The organism is Parendozoicomonas sp. 209JJ7-1, from assembly GCF_058147085.1.
Map to the genome: position 1 here is coordinate 1 of NZ_JBYVJU010000002.1, position 24,314 is coordinate 24,314.

Annotated in this window: 23 protein-coding genes and 1 tRNA gene; 12 read left to right on the forward strand and 12 right to left on the reverse strand. The window is 48.9% G+C overall.

What is annotated here, in order from left to right:
- Nucleotides 1-265 precede the first annotated feature (265 nt).
- The 4 genes from ACY2RQ_RS01995 to ACY2RQ_RS02010 all read right to left on the reverse strand — a co-directional run bounded on the left by ACY2RQ_RS01995 (nucleotide 266) and on the right by ACY2RQ_RS02010 (nucleotide 2,907).
- A tRNA-Gly gene (locus tag ACY2RQ_RS01995) sits at nucleotides 266-341 on the reverse strand.
- A 68-nt stretch (nucleotides 342-409) separates the two neighbouring features.
- Nucleotides 410-1,657 carry a UbiH/UbiF/VisC/COQ6 family ubiquinone biosynthesis hydroxylase gene (locus ACY2RQ_RS02000; RefSeq protein WP_490111276.1) on the reverse strand — a complete coding sequence of 416 codons (1,248 nt, stop codon included), beginning with the start codon at nucleotides 1,655-1,657 and terminating at the stop codon, nucleotides 410-412.
- 53 nt (nucleotides 1,658-1,710) lie between these two features.
- Entirely contained in the window at nucleotides 1,711-2,616 is a 906-nt protein-coding gene (gene cdd / locus ACY2RQ_RS02005; protein ID WP_490111277.1) for a cytidine deaminase, read from the reverse strand.
- Between the two features lie 117 nt (nucleotides 2,617-2,733).
- Nucleotides 2,734-2,907 carry a hypothetical protein gene (locus ACY2RQ_RS02010; protein WP_490111278.1) on the reverse strand — a complete coding sequence of 58 codons (174 nt, stop codon included), beginning with the start codon at nucleotides 2,905-2,907 and terminating at the stop codon, nucleotides 2,734-2,736.
- A gap of 112 nt (nucleotides 2,908-3,019) precedes the next feature.
- On the opposite strand from ACY2RQ_RS02010, the gene murI reads away from it, so the two are divergent.
- Nucleotides 3,020-3,850: a glutamate racemase gene (murI, locus tag ACY2RQ_RS02015; protein WP_490111279.1), complete on the forward strand. Its 831-nt coding sequence runs from the start codon at nucleotides 3,020-3,022 to the stop codon at nucleotides 3,848-3,850.
- A 94-nt stretch (nucleotides 3,851-3,944) separates the two neighbouring features.
- Nucleotides 3,945-4,724 (forward strand): hypothetical protein, encoded by a 780-nt coding sequence (locus ACY2RQ_RS02020; protein ID WP_490111280.1) that lies wholly within the window; start codon nucleotides 3,945-3,947, stop codon nucleotides 4,722-4,724.
- A 70-nt stretch (nucleotides 4,725-4,794) separates the two neighbouring features.
- On the opposite strand, the gene uvrD is transcribed toward ACY2RQ_RS02020, so the two are convergent.
- Entirely contained in the window at nucleotides 4,795-6,978 is a 2,184-nt protein-coding gene (gene uvrD / locus ACY2RQ_RS02025) for a DNA helicase II (protein ID WP_490111281.1), read from the reverse strand.
- 196 nt (nucleotides 6,979-7,174) lie between these two features.
- Here uvrD and ACY2RQ_RS02030 point away from each other — a divergent pair, with 196 nt between their 5' ends.
- From ACY2RQ_RS02030 to ACY2RQ_RS02040, 3 genes are all read left to right on the forward strand, one after another.
- Nucleotides 7,175-10,063, forward strand: coding sequence for a putative bifunctional diguanylate cyclase/phosphodiesterase (locus ACY2RQ_RS02030; RefSeq protein WP_490111282.1), 2,889 nt, complete (start codon nucleotides 7,175-7,177; stop codon nucleotides 10,061-10,063).
- Nucleotides 10,064-10,280: 217 nt separating this feature from the next.
- On the forward strand, nucleotides 10,281-11,135 hold the full coding sequence (gene hexR, locus ACY2RQ_RS02035; protein ID WP_490111283.1) for a transcriptional regulator HexR: 855 nt from the start codon (nucleotides 10,281-10,283) through the stop codon (nucleotides 11,133-11,135).
- Between the two features lie 105 nt (nucleotides 11,136-11,240).
- A complete protein-coding gene (locus ACY2RQ_RS02040; RefSeq protein ID WP_490111284.1) occupies nucleotides 11,241-11,423 on the forward strand; it encodes a PA3496 family putative envelope integrity protein in 183 nt (60 codons plus the stop codon).
- Here ACY2RQ_RS02040 and ACY2RQ_RS02045 read toward each other — a convergent pair.
- Entirely contained in the window at nucleotides 11,405-11,923 is a 519-nt protein-coding gene (locus ACY2RQ_RS02045; protein WP_490111285.1) for a hypothetical protein, read from the reverse strand. The two genes, ACY2RQ_RS02040 and ACY2RQ_RS02045, sit on opposite strands and share 19 nt — an antisense overlap.
- A 94-nt stretch (nucleotides 11,924-12,017) precedes the next feature.
- On the opposite strand from ACY2RQ_RS02045, the gene znuA reads away from it, so the two are divergent.
- The 4 genes from znuA (at nucleotide 12,018) to ACY2RQ_RS02065 (ending at nucleotide 15,790) form a co-directional block, all read left to right on the forward strand.
- A complete protein-coding gene (znuA, locus tag ACY2RQ_RS02050) occupies nucleotides 12,018-13,001 on the forward strand; it encodes a zinc ABC transporter substrate-binding protein ZnuA (RefSeq protein WP_490111286.1) in 984 nt (327 codons plus the stop codon).
- Nucleotides 13,002-13,056: 55 nt separating this feature from the next.
- Nucleotides 13,057-13,590 carry a hypothetical protein gene (locus ACY2RQ_RS02055; protein ID WP_490111287.1) on the forward strand — a complete coding sequence of 178 codons (534 nt, stop codon included), beginning with the start codon at nucleotides 13,057-13,059 and terminating at the stop codon, nucleotides 13,588-13,590.
- Nucleotides 13,587-14,588 carry a hypothetical protein gene (locus tag ACY2RQ_RS02060; protein ID WP_490111288.1) on the forward strand — a complete coding sequence of 334 codons (1,002 nt, stop codon included), beginning with the start codon at nucleotides 13,587-13,589 and terminating at the stop codon, nucleotides 14,586-14,588. The genes ACY2RQ_RS02055 and ACY2RQ_RS02060 overlap by 4 nt, the downstream gene beginning before the upstream one ends.
- Nucleotides 14,589-14,737: 149 nt before the next feature.
- Nucleotides 14,738-15,790 (forward strand): pyridoxal phosphate-dependent aminotransferase, encoded by a 1,053-nt coding sequence (locus ACY2RQ_RS02065; protein ID WP_490111289.1) that lies wholly within the window; start codon nucleotides 14,738-14,740, stop codon nucleotides 15,788-15,790.
- Nucleotides 15,791-15,871: 81 nt separating this feature from the next.
- On the opposite strand, the gene ACY2RQ_RS02070 is transcribed toward ACY2RQ_RS02065, so the two are convergent.
- The gene (locus ACY2RQ_RS02070) at nucleotides 15,872-16,477 is read right to left on the reverse strand and encodes a hypothetical protein (RefSeq protein ID WP_490111290.1); all 606 of its coding nucleotides are present in this window, start codon (nucleotides 16,475-16,477) and stop codon (nucleotides 15,872-15,874) included.
- 47 nt (nucleotides 16,478-16,524) lie between these two features.
- On the reverse strand, nucleotides 16,525-16,872 hold the full coding sequence (locus tag ACY2RQ_RS02075; protein WP_490111291.1) for a Lar family restriction alleviation protein: 348 nt from the start codon (nucleotides 16,870-16,872) through the stop codon (nucleotides 16,525-16,527).
- A gap of 813 nt (nucleotides 16,873-17,685) precedes the next feature.
- Here ACY2RQ_RS02075 and ACY2RQ_RS02080 point away from each other — a divergent pair.
- Entirely contained in the window at nucleotides 17,686-17,880 is a 195-nt protein-coding gene (locus ACY2RQ_RS02080; RefSeq protein ID WP_490111292.1) for a hypothetical protein, read from the forward strand.
- Between the two features lie 1,089 nt (nucleotides 17,881-18,969).
- On the opposite strand, the gene ACY2RQ_RS02085 is transcribed toward ACY2RQ_RS02080, so the two are convergent.
- The 4 genes from ACY2RQ_RS02085 to ACY2RQ_RS02100 form a co-directional block, all read right to left on the reverse strand.
- Nucleotides 18,970-20,178: a quaternary amine ABC transporter ATP-binding protein gene (locus ACY2RQ_RS02085; protein ID WP_490111293.1), complete on the reverse strand. Its 1,209-nt coding sequence runs from the start codon at nucleotides 20,176-20,178 to the stop codon at nucleotides 18,970-18,972.
- Nucleotides 20,171-21,070 carry an ABC transporter permease gene (locus tag ACY2RQ_RS02090; RefSeq protein ID WP_490111294.1) on the reverse strand — a complete coding sequence of 300 codons (900 nt, stop codon included), beginning with the start codon at nucleotides 21,068-21,070 and terminating at the stop codon, nucleotides 20,171-20,173. The genes ACY2RQ_RS02085 and ACY2RQ_RS02090 overlap by 8 nt, the downstream gene beginning before the upstream one ends.
- 13 nt (nucleotides 21,071-21,083) lie before the next feature.
- Nucleotides 21,084-22,091 carry an ABC transporter substrate-binding protein gene (locus ACY2RQ_RS02095; protein ID WP_490111295.1) on the reverse strand — a complete coding sequence of 336 codons (1,008 nt, stop codon included), beginning with the start codon at nucleotides 22,089-22,091 and terminating at the stop codon, nucleotides 21,084-21,086.
- Nucleotides 22,092-22,178: 87 nt separating this feature from the next.
- Entirely contained in the window at nucleotides 22,179-22,658 is a 480-nt protein-coding gene (locus ACY2RQ_RS02100; RefSeq protein WP_490111296.1) for a MarR family winged helix-turn-helix transcriptional regulator, read from the reverse strand.
- Nucleotides 22,659-23,156: 498 nt separating this feature from the next.
- On the opposite strand from ACY2RQ_RS02100, the gene ACY2RQ_RS02105 reads away from it, so the two are divergent.
- Both ACY2RQ_RS02105 and ACY2RQ_RS02110 read left to right on the forward strand, forming a co-directional pair.
- Nucleotides 23,157-23,612 (forward strand): hypothetical protein, encoded by a 456-nt coding sequence (locus ACY2RQ_RS02105; protein ID WP_490111297.1) that lies wholly within the window; start codon nucleotides 23,157-23,159, stop codon nucleotides 23,610-23,612.
- A 51-nt stretch (nucleotides 23,613-23,663) separates the two neighbouring features.
- Nucleotides 23,664-24,119 carry a hypothetical protein gene (locus ACY2RQ_RS02110; protein ID WP_490111298.1) on the forward strand — a complete coding sequence of 152 codons (456 nt, stop codon included), beginning with the start codon at nucleotides 23,664-23,666 and terminating at the stop codon, nucleotides 24,117-24,119.
- Nucleotides 24,120-24,314 lie beyond the last annotated feature (195 nt).

A 24,314-nucleotide genomic window follows, 5' to 3' on the forward strand; every position in this document is an offset into this window, starting at 1 on the left:
TGTTAACTTCTTGAAAATCAATCGGTTAGCCTTCAACGAAGAGTATCTCAACAGTGTTGCCGTTGGCCTTGGCCGGTGACAACGAGGAGCGCATTCTACAGCGTTCCGCTTTGCTGTCAATGCTTGATTCTCTGCAAAGAGAAGAAAGCGTATCGGCGCGTTTGCCTGAGACAGCGAGGCGGCATTATAGAGATATGTTTTTTGGGGTCAAGAAGACCCTTATAAGTATTTGTACAGATACGGGCGGCCTGATACGTGTTAATTATGGAGCGGGAAACGGGACTCGAACCCGCCACCCTCAGCTTGGGAAGCTGATGCTCTACCAGATGAGCTATTCCCGCTCGACGTAATAATTCTGAATAACCACCTGTTCACAAACAAATGACGGACATTAACAATGCGTGTTGATTCAGAAGCCTGGCTTTTCCAAACCCATGGCATAACGCATAACCTTCTTACGACCATAGAAAAAGTTGCCTGCCAGGGTAAGACCAATATTACGCACCAGTTTTAATGGCAGATGATTATTGCTGAACAGATAATAGAACACATCCATCACCCTCTGCATTCTCTGGTTTTCAGGTCGACGCTCTTTTTCATAGGCTGCCAGTACAGATTTATCACCTATTCTGTGACCGGAATTCCATGCATCAGTTATAATGCCTGCCAGATACTCCACATCCTGAAAACCCAAATTGACACCCTGCCCTGCCAGCGGGTTGATAGTATGGGCGGCATCTCCTACCAGTACGACCCCCTGTTTCAGATATGTAGAAGCATGTCTGCGTGTTAACGGGAACCAAGTTCTTTCTACGAGGTTAAGGATGTCCGGCAATTCTTCCGGAAAGTTGTTTCTGACTTCCTGAAGAAAATCTTCTTCAGGCAGAGACATTAACTGCGATACCCCCTCCGGCAGGTTATACCAGACTATGGACGCATAATGCTTTCCACCACAGGAAGCCAGTGGCAGCAGGGCCAAGGGTCCGACAGGAGTAAAAGCCTGCCAGGTGATGTCTAACGGTCCATCGGGGATTTCGATAGTTGCCACCAACGCCCGCTGTTCGTAATCAATGCTGGATAATCCTATGCCTGCGCTTTTCCGAACAAAAGAGTTAGCCCCGTCTGCGCCAATTAATAATTGCCCGGTCAGGGTTGTGCCGTTATCCAGCTCCAGAACCGGACAACCATTCTTTGTTTCGAGGGAGACAGGCTGGGCTGGAGAGATAAGAGTTACATTACCGATTGTTTCCAGCACGTTATGGAGTGCCAGCTGGGTTACCCGGTTTTCAACAATATTGCCCAGCTGTTCGGCATTAATCTCTCTGGCATCAAAAAGGGTCTGATTAAAGCGAGATGAAATCTGCTGACGGGAGAGAGGGTCTTCCAGTTTTTCCCATACAGCCATTCTGCGATAGTGACACAGACGCATGCCTTTTATATGCGTCCATGCGCCAAGGCGATCTAATAACTGCTCACTGGCAGGACTTAAGGCTGATACACGAATATCCGGAGCACTGTCTGCCTGAAAAGGAACAGGCTGAACCGGGTCAATCAACGCAACCTTTATCCCGGCCTGTCCGAGAGCACAGCCCAGCGCGGCCCCGACCATTCCGGCTCCAGCAATCAGAACATCGTACTGCCCGTTTTCATGCCCCACAGCGTTCCCCTTCTCCATGCGAGTTGTGGGCTAACTTTGCATCAGTCGAACAGTCAGCTCAAGTTCGCCTTATAAGTCTCTACCTTTACACCTTCCAGCAGGGAATCCAGTGAGGAAAGGTGACTGGCATGATTGACCAGAGACTCTGCCTCGACCAGAACAACCCTTTTCAACTTAATCTCCTTTCCCAGATTCATAAAGCGAAGCTGTGACCATGCGGAGGTAAATGGTTGAAGGCTGGGATTATAGGCGGCATTTTCTACATAACGTCCACACACGATCTGGCCATCGAGTGTTTCCAGGGCAACGCCTGCATAGCCACGGGTGTAAGGAGCATAACTGGCTCTGGCAGCGTTAAGAGCCTGCAGAATAACGCTATCTTCCGTTGAATACTGCAAATCCACTGGCTTGGCGGAGAGTATTCCTCCCTCTATCCCCAAATCGCCAGGACCAAAGGCTTCAGGCAGATAAGCCTTTAATCGGGCATGATGACCATAACCACTCTTACCAGCCACAGTGATATCTAGATGTTCTGAACAACCCAGCTCATGGAGAAACTGCCGACAATGCCCGCAGGGGGCGGCGTTAACCACCAGGCTCATCAGGCTTTTTTCACCATGCAACCAGGCATTATTTATCGCAGCCTGTTCGCCATGAAGGGTCAGCCCCAGAAAACTATCGCCGAATTCCAGGTTTGCTCCAAGGTACAAGGCTCCTGTGCCTCCACGGACAATAACTCCCACATAAAAGCCGGAAACGGCTGGCACTGCACAGGCTGCCGCTATATACAGAAGCTTTTCCGGAAGATCATCTGCAGACGCACTCAGAAGTGCCGCAAGTTCAACAGCCTGATCGGCAGTTAACATTCCGCCCTGGGTAAACAGCATCCTTTCCAAGAGCGGTCTGGTTTGTACAGGAAAACTATCCAGAACAGCATGGTCAAAAGAAAACAAAGGCATGAAAACAAAACCGGAGAGTTATCGAGAGTAATGAATTAACCGAGAAAACCCTTAAATGCAATAAAAATCAGATAGAAACAGCTCAACCCCAACCTCGGTTCATTTAGAGTTAACCGTTCATATTCCTTGCTCTTGGTTGACAGGCTCTGCCGGTGTCACCATCAGGTGTTTCACCTCCAGCTTTACACTGGCACCAATAAACGGAAAATGAAAGCGGACTCTCCCTGCCTGGACTTCCAGGCTTTCGGGCTTTCGGGCTTTCGGGCTTTCGGCCATCAGAGTTGTAAACATCCACAACTCCCTTGCTGGCAGGCTTGTCATTTTCAAAAACACGAACGGTGATACTATCCCCAAAGGGCACAGGGTATATAAGCAGATTGGCGATCAGGGAATCAACACTAAAATGAGCAGTTTACTTAACCGGACTGATGTTTCTGTGTCTTCAACTTTTCATCCCTTAATCATTATGGATTCCGGGGCCGGCGGCCTGACTGTGTTTGATGAGATCAATCGACTTATGCCCTGGATGCCTGTGGTGTATTGCGCCGACAACGCAGGTTTTCCCTACGGCCCTCGCAGTGAAGATGATATTGTTCAGCGGGTCAGCCATTATCTGGGGATTTTGCAGAAACTTTATCATCCATCCCTGATTATTCTGGCCTGTAATACCGCCAGTACCGCGGCTCTTTCAACCATCAGGGCTGAACTGCCGGTTCCGGTTGTAGGTGTAGTGCCAGCAATTAAAACCGCAGCACAATTATCAAAGAAAAAATGCATTGGCCTGCTGGCTACTCCGGGAACGGTAAAACGTTCTTATACGAACAGGCTTATCGAAAGTTTTGCCAGTGATTGTGAAGTGATTCGTGTGGCTTCAAACCGGCTGGTGCATCTGGCAGAAAACAAATTGATGGGGATTGCTCCTGAACAGCATGAGTTTGATACCATTCTGGAACCTTTCCTCAATGCTCCAGCTATGCCGGACCAAGTCGTTCTGGGTTGCACACACTTTCCTTTGGTGAGGGAAGAACTTAGCATCAGTGCTCCCGATATCAACTGGGTGGACTCCGGAGAAGCTATAGCCCGCAGGGTTATCAGTTTACTGAACAAACCATCTGTACCCATACCTGATGCCAGAGAACATATTGCCCTGCTGACGGCAAAGTGTGATAAGCAAGATGTTCTTGCCTTCTCAATCAAACAAAGAGGATTTGAAACTCTGGAAGTGCTGAATTAACAGCGGGAAAAAGCGGCTTCACTCAGCTAATGCGAATTCTACTGCAGCATCTTGTTTCCCATTGCAGATTGCGCTGCAGATAACTTCCCCATTTATGACTATCCTTCACAGGGCTGTGACTATGGCGGTGATAGTGATTATGAGTAATAACGTTAAACTTTTAACATCCGGAAAATTATCCGGAGCCAAATTAGCAATATGGGATCTCGTTGGCGGAGGCGACACTATTCACTTGCACTGCATAGGCGCACCAAGGGAAAAGTTTTTTGATATAAAAGGTACACTTACCATTGATATTCTGCGCCATCCTTCTGACTTTTCTCTTGATCTCTGCCTTGGTGGGGCCACCGCGACCGGGGATGGATCTTTTCATCGGGACTGTACCATTCCCTGTCTGGATTATGACCTCTACCCACTCCGCAAACTCCCAGGTGAGCTCAGCCCATTTAATGACAGACGGGTTGATGTTGTTGGACGTTTAACACGCACATTTGAAGAAAAGCTGGAACAAGCCAGTTTTTCCTGGGGGGGGAAGCGTGCTAACGGAGTCAACAGAAGGGAAACCCTTATATTTGACACGGTGTCATCATCGTCATATGCCACAGTTACCGGAGAAACCAGACTGTCAAAAGTTATTAAATTTATTGCCAGTAAAAAACCCCATGTGAATCAAGTCGTTGCTGTTCTTGAGTCACCAGGTGTAGAAACCGTATGGACTCAAGAAAGTCTAAAAGAAGCCGCAGATAAAGTAAGAGCAGAGTGCATGAAGATGGTAGTTAATGTAACCAGCTGGACCGGCACAGAGTACGATCCAGGGAATCTTCCCCCAGGGGTAACAACCTCTGATATTGATATTGGTGATGATAGTTTTTAGGGCTGAAAACTCTCAGCCCTAAAAGGATTTCAGACGTAAGTAAAAATACCCCGCTCAAAAGAAGGCATGTTTATGAACAAGCCTCCAGCCTGGCATAGGCCACCATCAGCCATTTACTGCCTTCCGTATCAAAATTAATCTGAACCCTGGCCTGGGCACCTTGCCCTTCAAAGTTCAGCACAACGCCTTCCCCAAACATTTCATGGAATACTCGCTGTCCGAGGTGTAAATCCGTTCCGGGAACATCGGCGCTGGCCATTCCCCGGGAGGTTGCTGTCACGGGGCGACTGATACTGGCATTCAGGCGCACCTCCTCCAGCAGCTCTGGAGGCACTTCCCGCAGGAAGCGGGACGGACGGTTTATGGTATCCTGCCCATGCAGACGGCGATTTTCCGCATAAGTCATATACAGCTGTTCTTTCGCCCGGGTAATACCTACGTAGCAAAGACGACGCTCTTCTTCCAGGCCATCCGGGTCTTCCATAGACATTTTATGGGGGAACAGACCTTCTTCCATACCGGCCAGAAAGACCAGAGGGAATTCCAGACCTTTGGCCGAGTGCAGAGTCATCATCTGAACACTGTCGGCAAACTGATCGGCTTGGGTATCACCGGCTTCCAAGGCAGCATGGGCCAGGAACGCATCCAGAGGGGAGAGCATTTCCTGCTCTTCTTCCGCAAACATATCTTCCGGATCAAACTCCCGGCAGGCGGACACCAGTTCTTCCAGGTTTTCTACCCGCGCCCGGCCTTTCTCACCTTTCTCTTTTTGATACAACTCTACAAGGCCGCTGACCTGAATACAGTGATCCGCAAACTCATGGAGAGGAAGGTCAGCACCAGAAGATGACAAACCATCCACCAGCTCAAGGAAAGACGCTACCGCATTAGACGCTCTGGCGGTAAACAGATTCTGGGTCACCATCTGCCGGGCTGCCCGCCACATGGATACATTCCCGCCACGGGCAACATCCCGAATGGATTGAACGGTTTTCTCACCAATACCCCGTGGAGGAATATTAATAACCCGCTCAAGGGACGTATCATCATCGGCATTACTGGCCAGACGCAGGTACGCCATGGCGTTTTTAATTTCCGCCCGCTCGAAGAAGCGCTGGCCACCATAAATGCGGTAAGGAACTCCGGAACGAAGCATGGCTTCTTCCAGAACACGGGACTGGGCATTGGAGCGGTAAAGAATGGTAATATCACTGCGGGCCAGACCTTTTTCTACACCATCCTGAATGCGGTCACCGATAAACCGGGCTTCATCCACTTCATTAAATCCGGCGTAAACCCGAATAGGCTCCCCTTCCACACCCTCGGTCCAGAGCTCTTTGCCCAGACGACCGGGGTTATTACCAATTAACGTGTTGGCCGCTTTCAGAATATTGCCGGTTGAACGGTAATTCTGTTCCAGCTTGATGGTTCTGGAATTAGGAAAGTCTGTGGAGAACTTTTGGATATTCTCAATCTTCGCGCCACGCCAGCCGTAGATAGACTGGTCGTCATCACCCACCACCATCAGGTTGTCTCTGTCGCCCACCAGGTTTCTTAACCAGGCGTACTGAACGGAGTTGGTATCCTGGAACTCGTCCACCAGCACATAGCGGAAACGGTCACGGTAATGGTCTCGCAGAGAAGCATTAGTGAGCCAAAGTTCATTGGAACGCATCAGCAGTTCCGCGAAATCTACAACGCCTAATTGTTTGCACTGTTCTTCATAGACGACATAAATGCCATGCATGGTTTTTTCGTACAGATCAAAACCAGGCTCGTAGTGATGGGGACGAAGTCCTTCATCCTTTTTGGCATTGATATAATACTGGGCCTGGCGGGGCGGCCACTTTTTATCATCCAGCCCCATGGCTTTCATAATGCGTTTTACGATGCGCAGCTGATCATCGGAATCCAGAATCTGGAAATTTTCCGGCAGGCCGGCTTCCTGCCAGTGCGCCCGCAACAGTCTGTGGGCCAAACCGTGGAAAGTACCAACCCACATACCCCGCACAGGCATATCCAGCATCTGCTCAATACGGCCACGCATCTCCGCAGCCGCCTTATTGGTGAAGGTCACCGCCATGATTGACCAGGGAGAAAACCCTTCCGTCTGCACAAGCCAGGCAACACGGTGCACCAGTACTCTGGTTTTACCACTGCCGGCACCGGCCAGCACCAGCCCGGAACAGGGAGGCATGGTGACAGCTTCACGCTGGGCATCGTTCAGAGAGTCAAGGATTGCAGTGACGTCCATAGATCCGGTTATTCACTCAAAGCGAAAGAGAACCCCAAGTGTAACGAAAACAGCACTGTCTGTTCATCCACTGTGGTTTCAACTTGCCATTACCTGCAGGTTTCGGCTTAATAAGTGTACGGATGCACGAAAACAGCAAGAAGGGTATGGATGCCCATGGTGATAACAAATACCCAGTGCACTTTTCCGGATACGAATGACTGAAGCAGCACAGCAATTCTCTACATCGTTCCCCGATGACCAGAATACGGGCCATTTTGATAACAGTTGGCTGACAACCCGGTTAAGGGCAGAACAGCTCAAATTGCTGCACCGTGGTTCCCTGCGCCTGTTTATTATCATTAGCCTCTGCGTATTCGCATCCTATACTCTGCTCTGGTATCCCGATATTTTTCCCCAAGCATTGTTTCTTCTTGGTGGTTGTATCTACCTCGGGGCTATGCACTCACTTATCAGCCGGACATTCGCCTTCAGCTATCTGGAGCTACCTGAACGACAAACCTTTTGGCTGTTGTTGTTTAACCTGGCAAACCTTGCCGGAAGCTGTGCCCTGACTGCCGGCATCATTCTTCTGGTTCCCCTGGAAACATCGCTGGACCTGATGGTTATCCTGACAGCGGTATCCATTACCATGTTCTCCTGCGCTATCCTTTATGCTAGCTATACTCCCGCATTTTTTACCTTTACCCTGCCCCTGACCTGTGGCCTGTCATGGTGGCTCTGGAATCATCCACAGCAGGACATAAAAATCTGGGCAACGACAGGGCCGGTTTTACTGCTGTTTATGGTTTACCCAGTTTTTTATGCCCACAGGGTTTCTTCAAAAGCCCTGAGTCGCCGGTTTCTTAACCATGCCCTCAGCCAGAAACTGACCACAGAAAACCGCCGCACAGACGACGCCAGACTTGAGCTTGAAAAAACCCGGCAGAATCTGGAACGCATTGTTACTGTCCGCACCCATGAGCTGAAACGAACCAATGAACGACTCAGTAACGAAATTGTCCAGCGGGAAGAAACCAGCAGGGCATTGCGGGAAAGTGAAGAGCGCCTGAGCCAGTCCCTGGAAGCCAGCCGACTCGGACTCTGGGACTGGAACCTCTCTTCCGATGAAATTTACCACAGCCGGTTCCAGGAGCTTTTTGGATACGATATTCAGCAGCTGGATGGCTTTAAAGGCCAACTTGAACATTTGATACATCCGGAAGATGCCGGCTATGTCCGTCAGGCTATCATTGACCACTTCCATGGCAAAAAGGAGTTCTATCTTACCCGTTACCGGATTCGCCATGCTCTGGGCAACTGGGTCTGGGTAGAAGACAAAGGACAGGTAGTAAAATGGAACAGCGAAGGCCGTGCTGCCAGAATGCTGGGCACTCGCAGGGACATCAGCCTGGAGATGCAGCACCAACAGGAAACCCAGCTGGCCATGACGGTGTTTGACAAAGCCAGCGATGCCATTTTCATTCTGAACCCAAAATTCCAGTTTCTTACGGTTAACCAGTCTTTTAAAAACATCACCGGATATTCCGATGACGATGTTATCGGTAAAACCACTCTCGATCTCAGCCCATCAATAGAAATACAGGATTATTACAAAGACTTCCTGGAAAACCTGTCGAGAAAGGGTACTCTGCAGATGGAAGTTATGGTGAAGAGGAAAAACGGTGAAACCTACCCTGTCTGGATTCAGATTAATGAAGTCCGCGACAGTACCGGACAACTCATTCATTATGTTGGCCTTTTCCGTGATCTGACTCAGCATAAGGAAACCGAAAAGCGCCTGAGCTATCTCTCAAACTATGATCCCCTCACCGGCCTTGCCAATCGCACGCTGTTTCAGTCCCGATTGCATGAAGCCCTGGAAATTGCGGCCAAAGAGAATTCTGAACTGGCCCTGATTATGATTGACTTGGACAGATTCAAACAGATCAATGACACCCTCGGCCATAGCACCGGTGATGAACTTCTGCGGCAGGTTTCACAAAGGCTGCTGCGCCATACAGCCAAGGCCCATACCACATCACGTCTCGCCAGTGATGAATTCGCGATAATTATCGACACTTGGACGGACGAGGAAATCCTTCAGGAACTGTCATCGGAAATTATCAAAACCCTGTCCACCCCCTACGACATTAATTCACACGAGCTACTGATTGGTGCCAGCCTTGGTATCAGCCACTATCCCAGCAATGGCCGTGAGATGCAGACCTTGATATCTCAGGCTGATACCGCCATGAACCATTCCAAATACCTGGGTGGAAATACTGTTCAGTTTTATAACGACACCATGCGCTCAACCTCACACGAACGCCTAACATTGGAGTCAGATCTGCGCAGGGCTATTGCGCATGATGAACTGGAAGTGTTCTACCAGCCCAAGATGGATCTGGCAGAAGGTTCAATAACCACAGCGGAAGCACTGGTACGCTGGAGACATCCAGAGAAAGGTTTGATTCTCCCCGATAAATTTATTGCTCTAGCGGAAGAAACAGGTCTGATTAATGAGATTGGTAACCTTGTCCTGAAACAATCTTGCCATCAGGCCAAAATCTGGCTGGATAAAGGTTGGGAAATACGAGTCTCTGTAAATATTTCCGTTGGTCAGCTACGTCATGGCAACCTGGCCGAAAAGGTTTATGAACTGCTTTCAGAGGCGAGCCTGCCCACCCACCTGCTGGAACTGGAAATTACTGAAAGCCTGTTGATGGAAGATATTGAAGAGACCATATATACGCTGACCCTTATTCGCGACCAGGGCATTACTATTACTATTGATGACTTTGGCACCGGGTATTCGTCACTGAGCTACCTGAAGCGTCTGCCTGTTGATACTCTGAAAATTGACCGTTCGTTCATTTCCCAGATCGATACCAACAACAATGACTCAGCAATCACTCGAGCCATTATTGCCATGGCCCACAGCCTTGATTTAAAAGTTGTTGCGGAAGGTGTCGAAAGACGTTCCCATATTCACTTCCTGCAGGAAAACCGCTGTGACGAAGTACAGGGATATTTTATAAGCAAGCCATTATCAGCTACCGAATTCAGTAAGTTTCTGAGCCAACGAATTGCTGTATCTGCCTGAGAACCTAACTCTTTAAAAGGCCTGATATGAACAAAACTAAAAATCTGCCCTCCGGATTTTGGTTTCATGTATGGTTGCATGATCGTCTTTGAACAACTGCCAGACAAAGGTCATTGATTTCACCCAGGAGGCCTGTAAAGGTATAGTGGTAAACTGAATTTTTATGTATAAATTGCGACCAGTTTTACGGCCTACGACACATGGTAATTGCAGGGCAATGCCAACAACAAACCTGCTTAAACAAATAGAAGATAAACGCAGCCGCCTGACACGCTCTGAACAAAAGGTCGCGGATCATATTGAAAAGAATCCGGCCCAGGTAGTGCGCACCAGTATCGCTGAGCTCGCCGCCCAGTGTGATGTGAGTGAGCCGACTATTGTCCGCTTCTGTCGTGCGCTGGAATGTTCAGGCTTTCAGGATTTCAAACTTCGCCTCGCCCAGTCCCTGGCCTCCGGCAATGAATTCTCACGGTTTGTTATTGCCGAAGATGACGATACTAACAACCTTACCCGTAAGGTTTTTGACGCGACCGTCCACAGCCTGCTGGATGTCCGTAACCGCATTTGCACAGAAACCCTCGAAAAAACCATCAGCATTCTCAGCAAGGCCCGGCGCATAGAATTTTATGGCTTCGGCGCTTCCGGCAATGTGGCCAATGACGCCCAGCATAAATTCTTTCGCCTGCAGGTAAACGCCTCGGCCTACTCCGATCCCCATATGCAGTCCATCTCCGCGGCCACCCTCGGACCACAGGATGCGGTTGTCGCCATTTCCCAAACTGGTCGCACCCGTGAACTGTTACACATGGTAACACTCGCCCGTAAACAGGGTGCTCAGGTAATATCCTTGTGCCCCGGAGACAGCCCTCTTGCCGGCCATACCGAACTGACAATTGCCGTAGATGTTCCAGAGGATACAGACATATATACGCCATTAACCTCGCGAATTGTGCATCTTACGGTCATTGATATTCTCGCGATGGGCGTGGCCCGCACACGTGGCCCAGAACTTGCAGAACAATTAGAAAATGTAAAACAGAATCTTCGCACCCTGAGAGTCAGTCAGTCGTAACAATCAGGTGCTAATGTACCTTCATGGATGTACGCAGTTACGGAAAGGACGCCAGAACCAGTAGCTCTGGCCCTACCAGGAAACAGCAATAACAGGGAATCAACTATGACCACTTTCGCAACTTCACAAATCAGCGATAAATATGATCTGACTCCCGGAGAAATTTCTGCCCAGATGCCTGAAAAAGCATCACAGCGCCAGCTTTACATTCGCAGAGCCATAGAAGACAGAAATGAAAAAAAACGTCTGAAGGAGATGTCCGAAGACAGCTACTGGGACAAACTGTAACGGTACACAGGGCTGCTCCACATATCTTTCGCCTGACGACAGTTTTCAGGTAACAACCCGGGAGCAGCAAAAGTATTACTGATCAGAACACACCCCGGAAGCGTATTTTGCAGCCGGGGTAATAATTTCTTCATCCCGCCGGGAAACAGGTAACAGTACACAAGACCTGCCAGAGAATAGCTTTCCTTATAAATACATCCTTTACACACTTCCAGATTATCCAGCCCTGATAACTTCGCTCGTATCCAGCAAAACAGCCAGACCAGAAGATTGTTTTCTATGGCAATCACTTTATTCTCAGGGTAACGCCGGGCCAGATAAACGGAAACACCTCCCCACCCAGCCCCAGCCTCTACAATTTGTCCCGATACCTGGTCGGGCAAAACCTTTATGACCTCATCCAACACTTTACGGGACGAAGGAACCGGGCCAATACCATTAAATACCGCGTAAACAACAATGGTTATTACCAGAAGAAACGACAGGGAAATTATAATCATGGGCTGGTTATCGACCAGTCATTACAAAAGCTAATTTGCAGCCTCCTAAAAAAGTAATAATATAACATTTCAAGTAATCCAGAGCAGAATCCCAATGCAGTTCCTCTCCCACCAGCGTTTTGGAAAACATATCCAACCCCTTGTTTTCATGCTGATAGCAGCCCTGTCATCCACAGCTCAGGCCAGCCAGAATACAGCGCCCAGGGTAATGACCAGTATCAAACCCTTGCAGTTGATTGCCGCCGCGATTACTGAAGGGGTGACCACTCCTGAACTGTTACTGGAACCGGGCGTTTCTCCCCATGATTACAGCCTTCGTCCTTCAGATATCAAACGTATCTCCTCTGCCAGTCTGGTGTTCTGGGTAGGTGCAGATCTGGAAAGATTTCTTGAAAAGCCCCTCGCTACACACAGCTCAGACAAACGGGTAATTGCCTTAATGGATTACCCGGGAGTACAGGTGGAGCCATTCTCAACCGCAGAGAAAGGGACTGACGACGAATACGACAGCCATGATTCCCACGGTCACGATGACCACAGCCATGGCAGCCACGATCCACATATCTGGCTCAGCCCAGACAACGCCCTGGTGATGGCTAAGGCAATGAAGGAAGCGTTAATCAAAGCGGATGCGCCCAATACCAACATCTACAAAGCTAATTACCGAAAGTTCCAGGATGCCTTGAAGAAAACCGACCAGAGCAACCAGAAGAAGCTGGCCTCTGTGCAAAATAAAGAGTTTTTTGTATTCCATGATGCCTGGGGCTACTTCACCCGGCACTACGGCCTCAAAATTGGCGGCGTTTTCACTCTGAACCCGGAGCAACAGCCCGGGGCCAGACATATGGTCGAACTGAGAAAGCGACTGACCGAAGCCGGTAATACCTGCATTTTTCGGGAGCCCCAGTTCCGGCCCGCTTACCTGAAAACCATGACCAGGGGGTTGCCGGTTCGCATTGGCGTGCTTGACCCCCTTGGCAGTGATATTGAAGTCAACGCTGGTGGCTATCTAACTCTTATTGAGCAGCTGACCACTGAAATCAGTGACTGCCTGAAAGCTACCAAAGCCGGACAATAAGTATTCCCCGGGATCTGCCGATGATCCTAAAAGATCAATGGCAGGTCCCGGCCCCATGCTTCCAATCACTCCATCTTCAATCGTCAGAACCCTCTGTGTCTGCATCACAGTTGTGATTTTGGGTAATGGCTGTTCCCACCTTCCCGGAAACTATTTTTCTTCTGACGACGGCCTGAAGGCCACCCTTGTGTATTACACCTTGAAAGGTGAGCGCAGGATTGCCGTTATCACCCCAAGTCAGGTCACCAGTGACCTTCCCCTGCCTGAGGAGGCAGATATCCCTCTACACCAGACCGGAAGACCTTTAATTCCCCTGAGCTTCCGGGCTGACGGTATTTATGCGGAATCCCTCAACGGCTCTCCTGTACACCTTATTCAGGGGAGAAATCTGACAGATCCGATTATGGCCATAACTCCCGACCCCGATACCCGGATTCTCAGCTACATCGCATTGCAGGGACGAAAACCTGTTCTCAAACTACGAACAATCCATAAGGGAGAAGTCGCTGAAAAGAGCGTGATTATGCACCTTGCAGCAGATATAGACAGTTATTACATCAGTGACTTTGAGCACCAGGAGGCCCCATGAGTTCACCAAACCCGCCAAATGGTCCTGTTGGCCCTTCAGCCCCCCCCCCTGCGCCCCCCGCGCCCCAGCCTCCAGGACATACCGGTGGCAAGCGCAGAGTCACTCCGGCCAACCCGAACCATGGACCAAGTGTTCAATCTGGTGTCCAGAATCCAGAGGGGCAACAACCCTCTGGCCAGCCCGTTAACCAGAGAACAGCGACTCCTGCCGCCAAACCACCGTTAGAAGCCGCCTATGACGAAGCCAAGAATGAACTTACTGATGTGGTCTCCCAACTCTGGCTCAGGGATCAGTTAGCCATTATCCAGAAAATTATTGATAACCCGGATATAAAACTGGAACTTCCCTGCAAGATAAAAATCCAGCTTCCGGGAACAAACAAAATTGTGCAGTTCTATCCGGCCAATGATGACATCGGACCGGATCATCGCCCCCAGTACAAAGATTTCCTGGAGTCTTCGTGCAGGAACCTCAGAAAGAGGCTTAAACAGGACGCTCCCCTCAAACAACTATACGACCTCTATAAACAGCGCCGTTCAGAGTTACTGGAAGCAGGCAAGGCTATGATGTACGACAAAGGCCAGTTCTTCCCCTGGCCACCCGAACCATCACCTTACTTTAATGAGATTATGACCAGTGCATTCAGCAGAACACTGAATGATAACGGGATAATCTTTTCCTTCTCCCGGGGAGAACCAGATCCTAACCTGGTCCGCCAGCAACCGTCCCCAGAGCCAGCTCCGAAAAAAGGCAAGAAAAGAAAGGTTAAAATACAGCCCGCTAAGACAACTCTGAAGAACCCCAGCACAGAACTTCGGGTCAATGTATCACCAGATGATCTTCGCAGACACGCAGAGCATGTCCGCCGGGCTGAGGAAGAGGCCCATAGAACAGCGCCCGTTCCTTTAGCTCCCAACTCTTCAGATTCCGAGTTAAGTGGTGATGAAGCGGGGAATCCGGCCAGGCGCAGACCTCCAAATCCCACAGGTGCCCGGTAGAATTCCCGGAACTATCCCATTGGGACCAATGAATATTCTTCCAGATATAGTGAAAAGACTCCTCTCTGGTGCATACTACCCGGGTCTGACTCAGGTTGTATGAGCCAGGCCTGTATACGGACCTTCCCAACATAAAAACGGACAATGGCATGAGCATTTTCAAGGCACATATCCGCCAGATGGGCGCCTATAAGCCACCTTTGGAAGGTCGCAGCCCCGTGCATCATCTGCTTCTGGATTTTAATGAGCGGACCCTGCCGGTCAGCAAGCCAGTTATTGACGCCCTGACCAATTACATCCACAGCGGACGTCTGCAAACCTATCCAAGTTACGGGAATATCACCGCAAAGCTGGCTGATTACTGTTCCGTTGAGGAAAATCAGGTGATGATCACCAACGGCTCAGACCAGGGAATAGACCTGATTATCCGTGCATCCTGTAACGCGGGAGACGAAGCGATTATCCCTGGCCCGACATTTGCCATGTATCACCAGTGCGCGAAGATTGAAAACCTGAATATTATTGAGCCTCAATATTCCCGGGGAGGCGGATTTCCTACCGAGGGAATAATTGCAGCGATTACGGAGAATACCCGGATTATTGTAATCGCAAACCCCAATAATCCCAGCGGCACAGAGGTATCCAGGGACGATATTCTGAAAATTGCGGAAGCGGCTCCAAAATGCACAATTCTTGTTGATGAGTGCTACTTCGAATACACCCGGGCAACCGTTGCCGATGTACTGAAACAATATCCCAACATTGTTATCACCCGCACCTTCTCAAAAACCTGGGGATTGCCGTCTATCCGGTTTGGCTATGTGCTTTCCACGGCAGACAACATTAACGCCCTGCTGAATGTAAGGGGGCCTTACGATGTTAACCAGCTGGCACTGGTGGCTGCGAGCACCGCGCTGGATCATCCAGAATACACCCATAACTACGTAAAAGAAGTTATGGAACAATCCAAACCGCTGTTGGAGAAATGGCTGCAGTATAACGACATCACTTTCTGGCCAAGCAGTGGGAATTTCCTCTGGATATTTCCTGACAATCCGGAAAAGATGACCGAAGTGCTGAAAAAAAACCATATCCTGATCCGCCCCAAAAATGATGCCCAGGGCAATAAAGGATTAAGAATCACCATAGGCACTCTGGAGCAGACAAAAGACCTGATTCAGGCTTTGGAGCAATCTCTTTGATTTTCCCTCTCTAACCCCCTGTTTTTTATTTCCCGATAGTGCCCAGCCCGATAGTGCCCAGGGGCATTACCGGGCCAGAGTTTACTCCTTATCTTTCAAATCATCCTGTAATGATGACAGTGGATAACCGTTACCGCTTGTCACCATAAAATAGAATGTCCAGCTATCACGGAACAGGCCACTGTTCTTTACCAGGAACAGATCAAGGTGACGTTTATCCCCTTTATATTTAATCCGGGTATGGGTGCCGTTCTGTACAGGAGTTGCCTCATAGACAACCTCCAGTTTTTTCTCAAAGCATCCTTTTACCCGATTGGTCACTTCCCTCATAAAGTTGATTCCGGCCTCTTTCAGAGGAAAGCTGCGGGTACAGATCAGGCTGTAATTGGTCCGCCCCCACTGCCATATCTGACACTCCTGGCCGGCAAGGGTCAGGGTGGTCTGCCAAGTGGTGACTTTATTAAAGAGCTGAGGAGAGTTTCGGTGGCCTTTAAAATCTGTATGGCTGCTTTCTACCACTTTCTTTAAATCAGAGCAGCCTCCACCTGCATTGGCCCATGCTTCCGGAACCATACCGATAACCAGTAAAGCGATAAAAAACGTGCAAAATGGCAGGATATAAAAACGGAAGGAGAATCTCATAAACAGGAGAGATAACGGAGCAGGACTGAAAACACCACGCAACATAACCATTGCCCCTCACAACAGAGTGACTTCAAGGTAGTGCAATCCCCTTACATTTTCCCCCCAATACCCAATAGTAATCCCATCATAAAAGCCAAAATAACAATGGCCGGAAGCATAACGCCCAGCACGGTTATTCTGGTTCTTAACTTTTCCTCTCCGTCTCGTCTGTTCCAGTGTTGAATGCTTATTCTGCGTTCATCATTCATTTCGGTCGCCAACCCACAACTCGTACAGTTCACCTGCCAGAGTTGATCATCCTTTACAGCAAACGGAAGGATTTCAGCCTGCCCACCACAGGACGGACATGCCTTAAGATACTTTTCCATTATTTTATTTTTCCCTTTCTTCTTCAGCATAGCGACCTGCACTCTCTCCACAATTGCAAAATTCCACAATCGTCCACCCTTGTGATTTTTGCGGGATAAATGTGATGAACAGAACAGCATTTCTATGCAGAGGTACATTTAGAAGTAAGGCTATATTCAGTGCGGCTCTCAAGGAAAAACACAGGACCGGTTATCTTTGATAACCGGAATGCTGCTTTTTAGCGGACAGTTTACGGCGCAGGATACTGAATACCGGAAAGGAGCACTTGGGAGTCGGATTGGTTTTTTTCTTTTTGTCAGGGGAAACAGACATATTCAACCTATTGTTAACTTCATCAGGGGGAACAGAGTCTGACAGTCCTATGCCGCCTCAGTTTCCCATCAATATCAGGGCTGTTATATATCGGCCCGCCTCTGCTGTTCTTGAGGGCTTGGCTGCATCTATCTGAAAGCTGCTACGAGCGGGCTTGCTTCGGCCTGCTGATTCAACAGGGAAGCACCATAACCGTTCAAGCTCTGTACAAAAGAGCCGGATAAAATCTTCCATAAACAAAACCCCGCATATGCGGGGTTCGGATTCTCGGAGATGCTGCCTTATTTTTATTATTCTGTTTTTTGTTCTTCTTATTAGATGTCTTGTTTTTACGGCTTCTTATTCTTGGATATTTCTTATTTTTATTTTTGGCCGCTTGGCAAGTTCTCTTCCGGAACCTTTTGCCTGTTTGCACAAAGATTATTGCAGCCTGCGTGCCAACTATAAGAATCCCTTTATATATAAGGGCTGCAGCATTTTCACTACATATCTCACAGGAAATCTCAGGTTACATATACGATCAGGTGTTACCTTTGAGTAACATCCCCACAGTTACAGGTAACACCTAAATGACTATAAAAACGCTTTGTCAGGAAATGCTCCGCCAGAAAATACCCAGCCTTCTGGCAGTGCTGCCGCTGGTCGATTACTCCACATTTTTCATAGTGATTGCCGGTACTGCCATTCTGGGCTTTGTGGCTCTGCGTTTTATGAAAGAGCCGGATTATTTACATCTACCGAGCCCATACATTATGAGGTCATAGCCATTGCAGCAATTTACTGTGCAGTAATTGTCACCGACAGTCGAGCAGACGACCCCTCTGCGCCAACAGTGCTGATAAAAGTTGTTCTTGTCCTTTATACAAGCGTTATCATCATACGGGCAGACCAGTTTGGTGAATTGCAGAACGTGGGAATATTTATTGGGGTAGGTAATATCATAAGCATATATACCCGCATCATAACACGATCCATTCGTACCCGGAGGTGACCAGCGAAGTCCGCTGCCACCGCCATAGTATTCAATATCTTGCCCGACATAGCTCTTATAAGGGTATGCATTGTCGGAATCATAGACTTTGCCACACCAGTCATCCCAGTTGAAGTGGGCGCAAAGGCGGTATTTGTTGGGCAATGCATAGGGACAGATAAGGGGAATGGACTCTATCGTGCCATAAACACAGGCGCGATTTTTATCCGGGAGAACCAGGCCGGAAACACTGTATGCGTCCGGGTTGAAGGTACCAAAGTCTTTCGCACTAAGGCTTTCACAGCTGTTGTTCTTATCAACACTGTGGCGGGGCTGCCAGAGAACACCAGCATTATCAAGATCGGAATGCCCGTCCCAATCGTGAAATGTACCACAGCTGGAACTCCACCCCTTGTGAATGCACAGGCGGTAATCCCTGGCTACCTCTGTCGGGATATCCGTGGCAACTGTATTCTGGCAAAAGCACAGTATGAGAACACAAAAAATATTATTTTTCATAGGACAAATGAGCACACATCAAGAAAAACACCTTCAGAAAAATAGCTTTGTTCTACAGAAAGGCAACCTGCCAGATGGTGCCAGACTACTGGCTGTTTACTGAGGACTCTGACGTTATAACGGTTATCAGGCGCTGACTATTACTGGCAAGTACGTTTATGATCTGAAGGCTTTTCAGAATAATATGTTCTCATTGTCGAACGTTAATTCTGTGCTGGTCGATGGTGGTTATACCGGCTGGCGGACACCCTTTCACTCTGTTCTATTACAGCTGACCTGAAATTGTCCCCTACAGAGCACCGCCCCTTTATTAAGTTAATAAAGGGGCGGGGGGTGTTATCCTCCATGACATCAAAAGGGAATCTCAGGCAGCTCTGGATGACAAATCAGTTTCGGTCAGCACACCAACCAATGAAGATCGTGAGAGCTCCCCTTGAAGATCGCCGTCTTCGTCCACCACCGGCAGGTGATAATCGGTTTCCAGAGTTTCCGGTATCACGGATTCAAGTACAGCATCAGGAGAAATGGCTTCCAGAGGCTCAACGACATCATCACACATAACAGCTTCTGCATTTTCTTCGTAGGCTTTCTCCAGAGTTTCCTGGAGAACCACCCCCTGATAACCATCGTCGTTAACATAATAACCGTAACTTTCCGGAAGCTTTTTCATTTGTGCCAGCGCACCACAGATAGTTTCGGCAGTAATTCTATTTACGGGAGGCTGCATAACCGTTTCCACTGTCAATGCCCGCGCCCGGTTCACATCTTTTACAAAGGCTTCCACATATTCGGTAGCTGGCTGCAGAAGAATATCTTCCGGTTTCCCGACCTGAACCAGCTCACCATCTTTCAGGATGACAATACGGTCCCCGAGTCTCAAGGCTTCATCAAGATCGTGGGTAATAAACACAATAGTTTTATGGAGTTTGTCCTGAAGCTCAATCAGCTGATCCTGCATTTCACTGCGAATCAGTGGGTCCAGGGCCGAGAAAGCTTCATCCATCAGCAGGATTTCAGCATCAGTACACAGCGCCCGGGCCAGGCCAACACGCTGCTGCTGCCCCCCAGAGAGTTGCGCCGGATATTGCTGTTCGTAACCTTTCAGGCCAACCGTTTCCAGCCAATGTGCCGCTTTGGCCAGACGTTCTTTTTTACTAACCCCCTGTATCGCCAGGCCATAGCTGACGTTATCAATCACCGTATGATGGGGCATCAGCCCAAAGCGCTGAAACACCATCGACATTTTGTGGCGACGAAACTGCTCCAGCTCTTTTTCTCCAAGGCCCATCACATCAACACCATCCACCAGAATTTTGCCTTCGGTGGGATCGATAAGACGGTTGAAGTGACGAATAAGGGTTGATTTTCCTGAACCGGACAGACCCATAATGACAAAAATCTCACCTTTGTTAATGGTCAGATTAATATCCTTCAAACCCAGGGTGTGGTTATGTTGAGCGAGCAGCTCATCTTTTCCCATACCATTGTGCACATGGCGCATGATTTTTTCAGGCTTTTGGCCAAAAACCTTATACAGGCTTTCAATCCTGATCAGTTCCTGTTTCTCAGACATGTCCCGCACTCCCTAAATACTTTTGGGATCGCCTGGCCCATGCCTGGGATACACGATCAAAAATAATAGCCAAGGCAACAATCGCCAGTCCGTTCAGCAGGCCAAGGGTGAAATATTGATTGGTAATGGATTTCAATACAGGCTGTCCAAGACCTTTCACGCCAATCATGGAGGCGATCACTACCATGGCCAGGGCCATCATTATAGTCTGATTAATACCGGCCATAATGGTGGGCATGGCCAGGGGAATCTGTACACCGAGCAGCCGCTGGGTCGGACTGGCACCATAAGCGGTGGCGGCTTCCAGCACCTCTTTATCTACCAGACGAATGCCAAGATTAGTGAGACGAATTACTGGGGGAATCGCGTAAATAATCACTGCAATCAGTCCGGGAATTTTACCGATACCAAGCAGCATAACCACAGGAATCAGGTATACAAAGGCCGGCATAGTCTGCATAACATCCAGCGCAGGTGTTACCAGCTTCTGGGTACGGTCCGAGCGTGCCATGGCAATTCCGACAGGAACACCCAGTACAATCGCCATCACCGTGCACACCGTAATCATACTGAGGGTGCGCATGGTATTATCCCACATGCCGAAGTAACCGATGGCCAGCATCACCAGCACAACAGTCATACCCATCTTCCAGGAGCGGCTGGCCCAGTACACAAGCCCGGTAATGGCTCCCAGTACCAGCCACCAGGGCGACTGCAGTAAAAGATGTTCAAACCAGATAAGAAAACTCAGCAGGGGGTCAAAAAACGCTTCAATGGTATCGCCAAACTCCCGGGAAAAGTCCCGATAGGCACCATCAAGGGTTTTCCGGATCGCAATGAGATCACTGCGATCCATCTGCGGGAATTCAGTCAACCAGGACTTATCCGCCATGATTCGGTTCCCCTTACAACCGGGAGAGGGACTTTTGTACTTTCTGAGCCACTGGCTCAGAAACCCACTTCTTCCAGATTTCCGGATAAGTGGTCAGGAAGTGTTCCATGGCGATCTCGCCATCGGCCTGTTCTTCTTCCATCCAGGCCAGCAGACGATTCATCTCTGCATTGGTAAAGGAGCGACGGGTCAGATAGTTGTAGGCTTCCGGGGTCCTGCTAGCGAATTCCTCGGTCGTTACAGTCTGTACCGGCGCAGGAGGATACATAGTGACTTTCGGATTTTCACAATCTTCCTGAACGGTACACCTCATGAATTCTTCCTTGTTGATACCACTGCCGAAATCCACCTTCACCATTTTGTATTTACCCAGAATGGCGGTGGGTGCCCAGTAATAACCAAACCAGGGTTCTTTACGCTCATAAGCTCTGGCCAGCGATCCGGACAAGCCGGCGCTGGAACCGGGATCAAGTAATTCAAAGCCCGCCTCTTCAAGGTTCAGAGCCTTGAAAAGGTTTCCGGAAGTGATCTGGCAGGTCCAGCCCGCCGGACAGCTGTAAAAACCGGACAGACTCGGGTCTTCCGGGTGTTTGAACAGGGAAGCATTCTTGATAATGCCCTGAATGGTAGCCAGTTCAGGTTTTTTTTCAAGAAGATATTCGGGGACCCAGAAACCTTCTTCGCCACCTTCAGAAAATGCATTGCCGGCATAACGCAGGCGCTTCTCAGCCACGCCCTTATCCAGCGCTTCTTTCAGGCCGTTGCTCCAGAACTCGGGAGCAATATCCGGTTCACCCTTTTCGATCATGGAAGTACCGGTGGGCATGGTATCACCGGGTATCAACTCGGCGTCACAGCCGTAACCGTGAGTAAGAATAAACTGATCCACATTTGCAATCAGAGAGGCGGAATTCCAGTTCATATCAGCAATAGTGACTTTACCGCAGCCACTGGCAGCCATGCTGGAACCGGAGAGTGAGATGAGTGCTGCGGCCCCTAAAATGCCGATGGCTTTAATCATGATAATTGCTTTTACTGCCCTGTTGTTGTTGGAATTTCGCGATATAGATTACAGCTCTAATAATAAGAGTTCAAATTATCTGCCCCGTTAAGGAGTAAGTGCCTCCATATCAGGCATAGATGTCACAGCCATATTTTCCGCGTCCATCATCACCGCAACCCGTTGCAGAGTGGAAAGTATCTGGGTCTTTTCCCAGTTCTCCAGGGCTTCAAAACGCTCAATAAACTTTTCGTGCATAAGCGGAGGGGTTTCTGCCAGAGTCGTACGTCCATGGTCGGTCAGCCGTGCATTCACAATTCTTTTATCAACGCTGCTGCGGACCCGCTCAATAAACCCCCGCTCCTCAAGCCGGTTAAGAATAGTGGTCACTGTCGCCTGACTCAGGGAAACATCCTGGGAGATACGCTTTACCGTAACGTCTCCCAGGCTTTCTATCGACCGTAACACTACAACCTGGGGAATAGTCAGCCCACACACTTTAATCATCTGTTTTGAGTACAGGTCTGTTGCCCGAATGATCTGTCGAAGGGAGACCAGCACATCATTCTGGTAGTAAAAATCGCTCATATATACCGACCTTCTGAAAGAGAGCTTGCTCACTGTCCGGATTTTTCTCACAGAATGTTTTTAAACTCAAGAGTAATTAGAGCTCTAATAGTTTCCAGGGGGTAATCATGGACACATCATGGTCACAACAGACCCGGCAGATCCACAAAGCAGCATTTGATTCAGGCCAATCCCATTAAATACGTGAATCAAATGGTCAGGGAAATCCAGGGCAATACGTTCGATATCGTACTGGATTTAATCCGTAATCTGGCTGCTTTACGGTAAAGCCACCTGTTTTTCTGCCAGCGCCCCTGTGCCTGATCCTGGCTGCCATTCATAGACTGGCGTTTAATAAGATCACTTTCTACACTGAGGAGCGCCTGATTGACTTGGCTGACATGAACAGGCCAGGAGCAGCCACAGCCAGGATCGCAACAGATACCCGCTGATAAAACCCGGTCTCCCGTAAATTTTTACGAACTCTCTTTACGATCTTTACGTAAAAGGCAATTCATCATGCGCTCTGTAACTTTATTCGTGACATTCCTGTGGGCCATTACATGGCAGACCACTTATGGCAAAGGTGCCGCCTGCTGGACAGATGAATGGGATAAAGAAAAACCCTCCCAGAAGCGATATGAGCTGAACACAATAAACATGGGAGGTTTTGTCCTGGAAGTGAAGGTCGTCTGCGAAGACGGACAATCCACTAGCCTCACAACGACACTTTTTTATACGTCCCAATACAAGATTCCTGTGGGAACAACGGTGTATATATGCCCCAAATGTGGTGATGTGGAATGTATCGAAGGTGAGGATGTTAGAGAAACATGCAGAATCACTATGCCGGCAGGCAACTACACCATAGAAGCCACTGGCTTATGCAGCTCCACGGCTACATTATCGGGCATGCCATCATGTGATCATTGTCAATATGAAAGTCATTTTAATCATGTTGATTGTCAGACGTAAATGATCAGACGTAAAAGGTAAAAGCATGTGGAAACTGCGAGGCCATTCGTTATGCGCTCTGTAACTTTATTCGTGACATTCCTGTGGGCCATTGCATGGCAGACCACTTATGGCAAAGGTGCCGCCTGCTGGACAGATGACTGGGATAAAGAGAACCCCTCCCAGAAGCGATATGAGCTGAACACAATAAACATGGGAGGTTTTATCCTGGGGGTGAGGGTCGTCTGCAAAGACGGACAATCCACTGGCCTCACAACGACACTTTTTTATACGTCCCAATACAGGATCCCTGTGGGAACATCGGTGTATATATGCCCCAAATGTGCTGATGTCTTATGTCCCGAAGGTGAGGATATTCAAGACTCATGCAAAATCACCATGCCGGCAGGCAACTACACCATAGAAGCCACTGGCTTATGCAGCACCACGGCTACATTATCGGGCATGCCTTCATGCAATGAGTGTCAGTATGGAAGTCAATTTAATCATGTTGATTGTCAGACGTGAATGATCAGACGTAAAAGGTAAAAGCATGTGGAAACTGCGAGGCCATTCGTTATGCGCTCTGTAACTTTATTCGTGACATTCCTGATTCGTGACATTCCTGCGGGCCATTGCATGGCAGACCACTTATGGCAAAGGTGCCCGCCTGCTGGGCAGATGACCGGGATAAAGAGAACTGATCTGAAGCAGTAGTTATGG